Origin of the sequence: Roseateles cavernae (assembly GCF_040187885.1) — a bacterium.
Classification (GTDB): Bacteria; Pseudomonadota; Gammaproteobacteria; order Burkholderiales; family Burkholderiaceae_C; genus Roseateles_E; species Roseateles_E cavernae.
On sequence record NZ_JBDPLH010000005.1, the window covers coordinates 112997 to 124231 of the forward strand.

9 protein-coding genes and 1 other RNA gene are annotated in these 11235 nt (G+C 69.5%); 4 read left to right on the plus strand and 6 right to left on the minus strand.

All coding sequences use genetic code 11. The annotated features are described in order from the left end of the window. Positions 1 to 7: 7 nt before the first annotated feature. From ABGI63_RS15560 to dnaX, 4 genes are read right to left on the minus strand one after another with little or no spacing between them, the layout of a single operon-like run. Complete coding sequence (locus ABGI63_RS15560) at positions 8 to 397, minus strand: MAPEG family protein (protein ID WP_137941820.1); 390 nt, start codon at positions 395 to 397, stop codon at positions 8 to 10. Positions 398 to 401: 4 nt separating this feature from the next. Then, positions 402 to 992: a recombination mediator RecR gene (gene recR / locus ABGI63_RS15565; RefSeq protein ID WP_349743423.1), complete on the minus strand. Its 591-nt coding sequence runs from the start codon at positions 990 to 992 to the stop codon at positions 402 to 404. Next, complete coding sequence (locus tag ABGI63_RS15570; RefSeq protein ID WP_137941818.1) at positions 989 to 1315, minus strand: YbaB/EbfC family nucleoid-associated protein; 327 nt, start codon at positions 1313 to 1315, stop codon at positions 989 to 991. The genes recR and ABGI63_RS15570 overlap by 4 nt, the downstream gene beginning before the upstream one ends. Positions 1316 to 1336: 21 nt before the next feature. Next, positions 1337 to 3331 carry a DNA polymerase III subunit gamma/tau gene (gene dnaX / locus ABGI63_RS15575; RefSeq protein ID WP_349743297.1) on the minus strand — a complete coding sequence of 665 codons (1995 nt, stop codon included), beginning with the start codon at positions 3329 to 3331 and terminating at the stop codon, positions 1337 to 1339. 67 nt (positions 3332 to 3398) lie between these two features. On the opposite strand from dnaX, the gene ABGI63_RS15580 reads away from it, so the two are divergent. The 4 genes from ABGI63_RS15580 (at position 3399) to ABGI63_RS15595 (ending at position 6819) form a co-directional block, all read left to right on the plus strand. After that, complete coding sequence (locus ABGI63_RS15580) at positions 3399 to 4526, plus strand: AIR synthase-related protein (protein WP_262969515.1); 1128 nt, start codon at positions 3399 to 3401, stop codon at positions 4524 to 4526. A 63-nt stretch (positions 4527 to 4589) separates the two neighbouring features. After that, a complete protein-coding gene (locus ABGI63_RS15585; RefSeq protein ID WP_349743298.1) occupies positions 4590 to 4967 on the plus strand; it encodes a SirB2 family protein in 378 nt (125 codons plus the stop codon). 54 nt (positions 4968 to 5021) lie between these two features. Beyond that, positions 5022 to 5119, plus strand: an RNA gene (gene ffs, locus ABGI63_RS15590) — signal recognition particle sRNA small type. Positions 5120 to 5301: 182 nt separating this feature from the next. Further along, the gene (locus ABGI63_RS15595; protein ID WP_349743299.1) at positions 5302 to 6819 is read left to right on the plus strand and encodes a methyl-accepting chemotaxis protein; all 1518 of its coding nucleotides are present in this window, start codon (positions 5302 to 5304) and stop codon (positions 6817 to 6819) included. Between the two features lie 9 nt (positions 6820 to 6828). On the opposite strand, the gene ABGI63_RS15600 is transcribed toward ABGI63_RS15595, so the two are convergent. Beyond that, on the minus strand, positions 6829 to 9255 hold the full coding sequence (locus ABGI63_RS15600; RefSeq protein WP_349743300.1) for a protein kinase domain-containing protein: 2427 nt from the start codon (positions 9253 to 9255) through the stop codon (positions 6829 to 6831). Positions 9256 to 9292: 37 nt separating this feature from the next. Further along, the gene (locus ABGI63_RS15605) at positions 9293 to 11152 is read right to left on the minus strand and encodes a serine/threonine protein kinase (protein WP_349743301.1); all 1860 of its coding nucleotides are present in this window, start codon (positions 11150 to 11152) and stop codon (positions 9293 to 9295) included. Between the last annotated feature and the right edge of the window lie 83 nt (positions 11153 to 11235).

Here is an 11235-nt window from a genome sequence, read left to right on the forward strand (position 1 = left end):
CGATCGATCAGGCGAAGAACAAGGCCACCGCGCTGCCCAGCGCGGCAAACCATGCCAGCGAGCGCAGATTCGGCTGGTCGGCCAGGTACAGGCCGATATAGGCCAGGCGGAAGGTGATGAAGGACAGGGCCAGCATGTCGATGCGCTCCTGCACCGCCCCCATCTGCTGTGCCGCCAGCACCCCCGCGATGAACAGCGGCAAGGCCTCGAAGCTGTTGGCCTGGGCCGCGTTGGCACGGGCCTGCCAGCCCGACAGGCCGGCCAGCCAGGCGCGCGGGTTGTGGTTGTCGAAGCCGCCGTCGCGGCGCGGCTTGCCGAAGCCCTTGGACTTGGCCATGCCGGCGCAGAGGATGGGCAGCACGCAGGCCGCGATGATGCAGTAGTTGGCAACAGTCATTCGCTCAGCGCCTATCGGTCAAAGCATGGGCAATGGTGCCCAGATCCACATACTCGAGTTCGCTGCCCACCGGCACGCCGCGCGCCAGCCGCGTGGCGCGGATGCCGCGCGAGCGCAGCGCCTCGGCCAGCACATGGGCGGTGGCCTCGCCCTCGGCGGTGAAGCTGGTGGCCAGGATCACCTCCTCGACCGCCGCCTCGGCCGCGCGCAGCAGCAGCTGCTCGGCACCGATGGCCTGGGTGGACAGGCCGTCCAGCGGGCTCAGCCGGCCCTGCAGCACGAAGTAATAGCCGCGGTAGGAGCCGGTGCGCTCCAGCGCGGCCTGGTCGGCCGGACTCTCGACCACGCAGAGCAGGCGCGCGTCGCGCTGGGCATCGGCGCAGATCGCGCAGACCGGCGCCTCGCTGAAGGTGTGGCAGCGCTGGCAATTGCCCACCTGCGCCATCGCCGCGGTGAGCGAGGCCGCCATGCGGCGGGCGCCCTCGCGGTCGTGCTGCAGCAGGTGGTAGGCCATGCGCTGGGCCGACTTCTGGCCCACGCCCGGCAGGCGCTTGAGCGCCTCGATCAAATCGTCTAGAGCTGTGTTCAAGCTCAGAACGGAAACTTCATGCCCGGGGGCAGCGGCATGCCGGCGGTCAGCTTGCCCATCTTTTCGGCGCTGACTTCCTCGGCGCGGCGCAGGCCGTCGTTGAAGGCTGCGGCGACCAGGTCTTCCAGCATGTCCTTGTCATCGGCCAGCAGGCTGGGATCGATGGTCAGGCGCTTGACCTCATGCTTGCAGGTCATCGTGACCTTGACCAGGCCGGCACCCGACTGGCCCTCGACCTCGATATTGCCCAGCTCGTCCTGCGCCTTCTTGAGGTTGTCCTGCATGGCCTGGGCCTGCTTCATCAGGCCGGCGAGTTGACCCTTCATCATGTGCGTATCTCCTAAAGATGTTCAGTGGGGTTTGATCGACCCGGGCACGATGCGCGCCGTCTTGAACTGGGCCAGCAGTTGCTGGACCAGCGGGTCTTGGAAAACGAATTGTTCGGTCTGGCGCTGGCGTGCCTGGACGTCCGCGGCATCGCGCAGCGCCGGCGAGTCCTGTGCCACGCCGGGCTCGACCTCGATGGCCACCGGGCGCTCCAGCACCGCGGCCAGTGCCGCCTGCAGCTTGTCCTTCAGCGCCGGCTGGCGCAGCGACTCGCGCTCGACCTTCAGCCGTATCAGCGCTGTCTCGGCCTGCTCGTCGAAGACGATGCACTCGGCCTGCAGTGCCAGCTCGCGGGCCAGCGCCACCAGGCTCAGGCGCTTGACCAGGCCGGCCCAGCGCTCGCCCAGCGGCGTCGGCGACAGCTGCACATCGCTGCCGGCGGTCGAGGCGTAGACACCGCCAGGGCTGTCCGACTCCGCCGGGCCATCCTCGCCGGCCTGCGCCAGCTGGCTGCCGCCCTCCTCATCGGCGGGCGGCGCATCCAGCCAGGGCGGCGGCTCGTCGGCCTCGCCGCGCTCGTCGATCACCACCGGGCGCGGACGCAGCCGGGCACTCAAGCTGCCGGCCTCGGCCTGGGCGCGCGGGGACATCGGCGCGGGCTGCGCCACCGGCGGCGGCGCAGGTTCGCGCACCTCGACGGCCACCGGGCTGGGCGGCGGCTCGCTGGCAGGCGCTGTTGCGGGCTCGCTCGCAGGCACGCTTGAAAACTCCTGCACCGGGCTCGGCTTGGGCTCGGGCGGACGCACCACCAGGCTCGGCGCCGCTGGCCGCAGCAAGGGCGCACTCGCAGGTGCCGGAGCCGGCTCGGGCTTGCGCGGCGGGGCCGCTGCCTGGTTCAGTGCCGGGTTCGTCGCGATGCCGCCGGGCCGAAAGGCCAGCATGCGCAGCAGCACCATGGTCAGGCCGGCGTACTCGTCCGGCGCCAGGCCCAGCTCCTGCCGGCCATGCAGGGCCATGCTGTACATCAGCTGGATCTCGTCGGCCGGCAGCAGGCCGGCCAGGCGCCGGGCCTCGGCGCTGTCGGGGTCTTGATCGTCCACGGCCTTCGGCGCGGCCTGGGCCACCGCCGTCTGCTGCAGCAGGCTGGCCAGGTCCTCCAGCGTGCCGGCGGCCGACAGGCCCAGGCTGCGCAAGCCATCGGCCTGGGCCACGACGGCCGCACCGTCGGCGGCCACCAGCGCATCCAGGATGGCCACCACATGGCCACGATCCACCGTGCCCAGCATCTGGCGCACACCGGCCTCGACCAGGGCACCGGCGCCAAACGCGATCGCCTGGTCGGTCAGCGACAGCGCATCGCGCATCGAGCCGCGCGCGGCGCGCGCCAGCAGGCGCAGCGCGCCGGCATCGGCCGCCACCTGTTCGGCCTCCAGCACCGCGCTCAGGTGCGACAGCACGGTCTGCGGCGCCATCGGCCGCAGATTGAACTGCAGGCAGCGCGACAGCACGGTGACCGGCACCTTCTGCGGGTCGGTCGTCGCCAGCACGAATTTCAGATAGTCCGGCGGCTCCTCCAGCGTCTTCAGCATCGCGTTGAAGGCGGTGTTCGACAGCATATGGACTTCGTCGATCATGTAGACCTTGAAGCGCCCGACCACCGGTTTATAGACCGACTGATCGAGCAGCTGCGAGATCTCCTCGACGCCCCGGTTCGAGGCCGCGTCCAGCTCCACATAGTCGACGAAGCGGCCGGCATCGATATCGCGGCAGGCCTCGCAGACGCCGCAGGGCTGGGCCGTGATCGTGCCCTGCCCATCGGCGCCGGTGCAGTTCAGGCTCTTGGCCAGGATGCGCGACACCGTGGTCTTGCCGACGCCGCGGGTGCCGGTGAACAGATAGGCATGGTGCAGGCGCTGCTGGGTCAGCGCATTGGCCAGGGCCTGGACCACATGCTCTTGGCCCCGCAGTTCCTCGAAACTGTGGGGGCGGTATTTGCGGGCGAGGACCTGGTAACTCATGGGGGCGCATTCTACGGGCGCGCCCAGCCCCGCCACAGGCCTGGCGCATGGTCGATAATCCCGCCCCATGAGCACGCATGCCCCCTCCTCTCCCGACACCCTCAGCTACGAGCAGGCCGGTGTCAATTACGACCTGATCGACCCGCTGAAGATCGCCGCCCAGCGCGCTGCGGCGGCCACCGGCGCCCATCTGGGCGGCCATGGCTTCAGCGAGGTGCCGGCCTCGCGCGGCGAGTCGGCCTATGTGGTGGATGTCGGGCCCTTCTACATCGCCTCCATCGTCGAATGCCTGGGCACCAAGACCCTGGTGGCCGACGAGATGGCGCGCCTGACCGGCAAGAGCAGCTATTACGCCGGCATCGCCCAGGACACCATCGCGATGGCCGTCAACGACCTGATCACCGTCGGCGCCACGCCGCTGGTGGTGCAGGCCTACTGGGCCGCCGGCGGCTCGGACTGGTTCGGCGACAAGGCCCGCGCGCAAGCCCTGGTCGAGGGCTGGAAGAAGGCCTGCGACACCTGCGCCGTGGCCTGGGGCGGCGGCGAGACCCCCGCGCTGGCCGGCATCGTCGAGGACGGTCGCATCGACCTGGCTGCCTCCTGCACAGGCCTGATCAATCCCAAGAGCCGGCTGTCGGTCGGCGACGATCTGGCCGCCGGTGATGCCATCGTGCTCCTGGCCTCCAGCGGCATCCACGCCAACGGCCTGAGCCTGGCGCGTAAGCTGGTGGAGCGTCTGCCAAAGGGCTACCTGACCGAGATCGAACCAGGCCTCACTTACGGCGACGCACTGCTGGCCCCCACCGTGCTGTATTCGCCGGTTACCGAGGCGCTCTTCAAGGCCGGCATCCAGCCCCACTACTGCGCCAACATCACCGGTCACGGCTGGCGCAAGCTGCTGCGCCACCCGGCCCAATTCAGCTACCGCATCCACACGGTGCCGCCGGTCACGCCGGTGCTGAAGTTCATGCAGGAACAGGCCAAGCAGGACGACCGCGAGGCCTACTCGACCCTGAACATGGGGGCAGGTTTTGCCATCTTCGTGCCGGCCGCCGATGCCCAGCGCACCGTCGAGGTGGCCAAGGCCTGCGGCATCGAGGCCTGGGTGGCCGGCAGCCTGGAAGAAGGCGAGAAGCAGCTGCTGATCGAGCCGCTGAACATCCGCTTCAGCGACGACGATCTGCAGCTGCGCTGAGCCCCGACCGGGCTTGACAGCCTCGCTGGCGCCGACCAAGCTTGCCCCCAACAGGGGGCGGTGATGGATTGGTTCTACTCGGGGATGCTGCGAATGCACGAGCTGCTGGCCTGGGCCAGCCTCGTGCTTTTTTTTGCCCGCGGCCTGGCCGCCCAGGTCAAGGCCGAATGGGGTGATGACGACCGCCTGCGCGCGATCTCCTTCGGCCTGCACTTTCTGCTGGCCGTCTCCGGCCTGAGCCTGTGGGGGCTGCTGCACTACGACCTGCTGCGTGACAGCTGGCTGGCCGCCAAGCTGCTGGCGCTGTGCGCCTATGCGGCCTGCGCCCACTGGACCGTCGTGAGCCGCGACTACCGCCTGCCCGCCTATCTCGGTGCGCTGGCCCTGCTGGGCTATGCCATCGGCGCCTCGATGACGCGCTCCGCCACGCTGGGGCTGTAGTCGGCGCACCCCATGTTCAGAGAAGGCCGGCGCGCATCGCATACAATGCTCGCTGACGGGCCTCCTCGCATGGAAGCACGGCCAACCGGGTCAGATGGGGAACCAAGCAGCCCTAACTGTTGTGACCAGTGCCGGGGGTAAGGCTCGTCAACCTCCCTCTTCCCCCTCTCTTCGCGCCGCCATTCTGGCGCTGCGCCCGCTCCCCAAGATATCGTCAGCTCAAGCTCGGCCGATTTGCGCCGATAAACAGCCATCACCGCCGCCCGGCGGTGCCCGCCATGGCTGTACGGCACCGCGTTCGGCCAGTTTCCTCCCTCCCGATGTCTGGTCTCGCATGAAGCTCAACACACGAATCCTGCTGCTTTGCGGCACCGCACTGCTTGGCGTGGTGCTGCTGGCCGCGATCTCGCTGACCACCTTGAAGCAGTCGATGATGAAGGAGCGCACCGCCCAGCTCTCGACCCTGGTGCTGCTGGCGCACTCGGCCCTGGAAAAGCTGCATGCCCAGGAAAAAGCCGGCGAGATCTCCAAGGCCGATGCGCAAAAGGAAGGCAAGCGCATCATCGGCAGCTTCCGCAAGGACGAGCTCTATTTCTTCGTCCGCGGCTACTCGGATGACATCAACCATGTGCACCCCAACCCCAAGCGCATCGGCATCGTCGACGCCAAGGGCGGCAAGGAGGCCGGCGAGCGCTACCGCAAGGCCCTGGCCGGCCAGACCATAGGCACGGTCATCGCACCGGGCACCCGGCCCGGCACCGAGGGCAAGGTGGACAAGCTCTACGCGGTGATCAAGTTCGAGCCCTGGGACTGGATCATCGGCTTTGGCGACTACATCGACGACATCGACACCGCGTTCTGGCGCAGCGCGACCGTGCTGCTCTCGGTCGGCGGCGTGCTGATGCTGGTGGTCGGCGGCCTGGGCTGGCGCATGATGGGCAATATCTACCGCCAGCTCGGCGGCGAGCCCGACTACGCGGCCGATATCGTGCGCCGCATCGGCGCCGGCGACCTCGGTGTCAAGGTGCTGCTGCGATCCGGCGACCAGCACAGCCTGCTGGCCGCGATGCAGCAGATGCAGCAAAGCCTGGCCGGCACGGTGCGCCAGATCCGCGACTCCACCGACACCATCGCCACCGCCTCGGGCCAGATCGCCGCCGGCAACCTGGACCTGTCGGGCCGCACCGAAGCCCAGGCCAGCGCGCTCGAGCAGACCGCGGCCTCGATGGAGGAGCTGACCGCCACGGTCAAGCAGAACGCCGACAACGCCCGCCAGGCCAACCAGCTGGCGATGTCGGCCTCGGCCGTGGCCGTGCAGGGCGGCGAGGTGGTCAGCCAGGTGGTGCAGACCATGAACTCGATCAGCGGCTCGTCGAAGAAGATCGTCGACATCATCGGTGTGATCGACGGCATCGCCTTCCAGACCAATATCCTGGCGCTGAACGCGGCGGTCGAAGCGGCGCGGGCCGGCGAGCAGGGCCGCGGCTTCGCGGTGGTCGCCTCCGAGGTGCGCGGCCTGGCCCAGCGCTCGGCGGCTGCGGCCAAGGAGATCAAGGGCCTGATCGTCGACTCGGTCGAGAAGGTCGACAGCGGCAGCGCCCTGGTCGGCCAGGCCGGCGCGACGATGGAGCAGATCGTCGCCAGCGTGAAGCGGGTCACCGACATCGTCGGCGAGATCAGCAGCGCCAGCGTCGAGCAGACGGCCGGCATCGAGCAGATCCACCAGGCCATCACCCAGATGGATCAGGCCACCCAGCAGAATGCCGCGCTGGTGGAAGAGGCCTCGGCCGCCGCCACCTCGCTGCAGCAGCAGTCGCAGCAGCTGGTCGCTGCGGTCAGCGTGTTCAGCTGAAGGGCAGGCTCAGCTGGCCTGCCTGAAGGCCATCACCGCCTGGTTGCGCAGCGTGCGCAGCAGCGACAGCTCCTTCTCGCCCAGATCGATGCCGCCGGGCCGGGCCTTGTCGGCATAGATCATCGCGAACGGCGCGCCCTTGACCGCCATCGGCAGTATCAGGAAGCTGGCCGCCTTCGGCGCACCGAGGAACCAGGCCGGCAGGCGCTCGGCGATCTTGGGCACCGAGGCGTCGGCGATCAGCGTGTCGACGCCCTTCTGGCAGACCGCCGAGAACAGATCGGCCGTGACCCCGGGCGTGCCGCGCAGCGGCACGCGGAACAGCGGCGCCACCGCCTCGACCCCCTCGCCCAGGCCGAAGCGGCCGGTCAGGGTTTCGGTCTTCGGGTCGCGCAGGCAGAACACCACACGCCGGAAGCCGAGGCTGCGGTAGATGGTCTCCAGAATCATGCGCAGCACTTCGTTGAGCTTGAAGTTCTCGACCATCGCATTGGTGATGTCCTGGATGCCGGCGGCCAGGGTCTCGCTGGCCTGCTCGCGCGAGACCTCGGCCTCGCTGCGCTGCAGGGTCGGCTCGGCCAGCAAGGTCGCATGCAGCTCGTGCGGCGACAGGCTGTCATCGACGGTGGGGGTCAGCGGCGCCAGCAGACGCTGGGCCGGTGAGTTCTTGGCCAGGCTGATGCCCATGGCCTGGGCCAGCTGGGCCAGGCGCTGGCGGGCCTGATCGGCGGCCGCATCGAAGGCCTCGACCGGCACCCCCAGCGCGCGCGAGTAGCGCTGCGCCATCGCCTTGAGCTTGGCATGGGTCTCGGCCGGCTCGGTCTGCAGGATCGCGTCGGACATCTCGTTGGCCGCCCGCGCCAGCCAGCGCTGGCGCTCGGCCGGGTTGTCCTGCAGCCGCGTCGGCACATCGCCGTCGGGCCGGCGCATGCTGCGCTGCAGGCTGTCCGGCAGCCCCCATTGCTTGGCCACGCCCAGGCCCAGCTGCTCATAGCTCAGGCCCAGCACCTGGGCCGAGGCCAGCGCCTCGCTGACCGGCGCAGCGGGCCCGGCCGTGTCGCCACCGGCGCGGCGCTCGGGCCGCGTGATGCGGCGCACCTGCTGGGCTTCCTCGGGAAAGTAGAACTCGGTCAGCAAACGGCCCAGATTCTGGAACATCGCGGCGAGAAAACTCTCCTCGTTTTCGCGCTGCACCAGGCACAGCTCGCGGGCCAGCGAGCCGGCCATCAGCGAGCGCAGGAACTCCTCGCGCAAGAGCTGGGCATGGGCCTTGTTCTCCATGCGCTCGAGCAGGATCAGCGACAGCGCCAGATTGCGGATGCCGGCAAAGCCGATCAGCGCGGCGGCACGCGAGACCGTCGAGATGCTGCCGCCGCCGGCATGGCTGAACTGGGCGGTGTTGACCAGGCGCAGCAGCTTGTGGGTCAGCGCCACGTCCTTCAGGATCTCGTTGGAGAGGCTGGTGATGCTCTCGTTCTCGGACAGGGTCAGGCGCTGGATGCGGCCGACCGAATCGGACATGGCCGGGAAGTCGGTCTTGTGGCGCATGCGGCGCAGCAGGAACTCCAGCGCCGCCGTGTCGCCCGCTTCGCTGCTGGGCGCCACCGCCGGGTGCAGCCATTCGTTGAGGGCATCGTGAAAGGCCTTGGCCGTGGGCCAGCGTCGCGTCGCATCGCGCGCCAGGCCGCGCAGCACGATGGCGCGCAGCGCATCGTCGACCTCGGCATTGAGCCCCGGCGGCAGGGCCAGGTCTTGCTCGATGACGCGGCGCACCGCGCGCCAGGGATCGGGATCGGCGTTCAGACGCTGGCCCGACAGCAGCTCGCCCAGCATCACCGCGGCCGCGAACACATCCATCTGCGGGCTCGGCGCCTCGCCGCGCGCGGCCTCGGGCGAGATATAGCCGGGCGTGCCGACGATGCCTTGCGGCTTGCCGGCGTCCGTCAGCCGTGCAGCGATGCCGAAGTCCATCACCCGCGCCCGGCCCTTGGCGTCGAGCAGGATGTTGGAGGGCTTCAGATCGCGGTGCACGACGCCGGCGGCATGCGCGACCTGCAGGCCGTCGAGCACGCCCAGCATCAGCTCCACCGCGTCGCGCGGGCGCAGCGCCGGGCCGCTGCGCAGGCGCTCGCTGAGCGTCGGGCCGGCCACATACTCGAACACCAGATAGGCCTGGCCGCCCTGCATATCGGCCTCGAACACCGGCACGATATTCGGATGCGTCAGGCGGCTGACGGCGCGGGCCTCGTGCAGCCAGGCCTCGACATTGGCCGGCGTGGCGCCGGCCAGCAAGACCTTCAGCGCCACCTCGCGGTCCAGCCGCGGGTCATGCGCCAGCCAGACCGTCGCCTGCGCGCCCTGCCCGAGCCGGCGCAAGGGGCGAAAGCGCCCCAGCGCAGGCGGCATCTGCGGTGCGGTGGGTGTGGAGGGAAGCATGGGGACCTTGTTCTAGAAATCGTGGCGAGCGGGCGAATCAGCCGCTCGGCGCTATGGGCGGCGGGGAGACCGGGTCTTCGCTCTCGGTCTTGCCTCGCAAGCGCGAGCGCAGCGGCGAGGCCTGGGGCTGCGCTGCGGCCGGCGCGCCGTGGTCGGGATGGTCGGCATGGGCTGCCGCAGCTGCGGCCGGATTCAGCGCCTCGTAGACCTCGCGCAGGCCCAGGCCCAGCGACCGCGCATAGCGCCGCGTGGCCGTCTCGACGCCGGCCTGGCGCTTCTCTTCGGGCAGGGCCAGCGCATCGACGATTTCATTGGCCAGGCTGCAGGTCAGGCGCAGCAGCTCGGCATCGCTGCCGCCGCCACGTACCGGCGCCTCGATGGCCTGGCGCCGCATCATGTGCAGCAGTTCGTCGCCCAGGCTCCAGTAGCGCGCCACCGCCGTGCCCAGCGCTTCGAGATCGCAGCCCAGCACCGCATAGGCGGCCGACTGCTCGCTCATGCCGACCGGCTTGGGGTTGTCGGCGGTCGGCTCGGACGGGCGCATCAGCTGGCGGATCTGCTGCGCATCATCGGGAAAGTGGTACTGCAGCAGCAGGCGGCCGAGGTTCTGCATCACGGTGATCAGATAGACCACCTCGGCGTCGTAACCGGCCGGGCGCAGCGCCTGCGCCACCTGGCCGGCGCGCTGCACCCGGCCCATCAGGCTGCGCAAGGTCGCGGCATTGGCTTCGGACAGCGGGCCGGGCCAGGGCTTGAGCGCGCGGGCCGCCTGCTGCACACCGTTCAGGCCCAGCATCGCGATGGCACGCTGCATATTCAGGATGGCGCCGCCGCCGGCCGTTATGCCTTGCTGCTTCAGCGCGTTGTTGACACGGCGCAGCATCTCCAGGCTCAGCGCCATGTCCTGCAGCACCAGGCCGGAGAGCTCGCTGGCGTGCTGGCCCTCCATGCTGGACGACTGGGCGATGCGCTGCAGGCGCAGCGAGGCGATCGGCAGATGGCCGACGCGCTGCAGCTTGTCCATCAGCTGCGCGATCGCGCCGCCCTGGTCATTGGCGGCGCTGCGCCAGCCCTCCAGCGCGCGCCAGAAGCTGCGCGCCAGATGGTAGCGGTGGCCGGTCTGGCGGTCGGTGGCGCGGTTGACGATGGCGCGCAGCGGTTCGGCAATCGGGTGCGGCGTCTCCCAGCCCAGGCGCAGCAACTCATGGCCTTGCGGCTGCATGCGCTGCATCACCAGCAGCAGATCGGCCTCGTCGAGCACCGGCCGGGCGGTCAGCATGCGGTGCATCAGCAGGCCGACGCACAGCACATCGTCCTGGGCCGCCTCGCGCACCGCGCGCCGCGTCACGGTATTGAAATCCACAGTGGCCGGAAACACCTCCTGCGCCACCTCCAGGCCCAGCACCCGCACATGGCCCAGGCTGTCGATCAGCATCGAGGCGGCCTGCACATCGCGATGCGCATGGCCGGCCTCATGGGCGAAGGCCAGGCCTTCGAGGTACTGGCAGGTCCAGGCCGCCACATCCAGCGGCAGCGGCGCGTTGTGGCGTGCCAGCCGCTCATCCAGGGTCTCGCCCAGCGCCCGGTCATAGGCGATGAAAGGCCAGTGCTCGACCTGGCCGACCTCGACCACATGGGCCAGGTTCGGGTGCTGGATGCGGGCACCGGCGTTGGCGGTCTTCAGCCAGTGGGCCAAGGCCTCGGGGCTGTTGGGCGCCAGCCGCGGCATGCAGATCAGCATCTCCTGCTGGCTGCGGGTGTCCAGCACCAGCCACAGCATGCTGCGCGTGCTCTTGTTCAGCAGCGCCCGGAGTTCAAAACGACCAAAGCGCCGCACGGCGGCGGCGGTCTTGGCGCCAGCGTCGGGCGGACTGGCAGTCGGTTCAGCATTCGGCACGATGCGTGCGGACCTTGGAGTTTGATGAAACAAAGTGTGATTTGACCCAGATTGTGCGCCTGGCGATGCGGCAATAAAGCCTC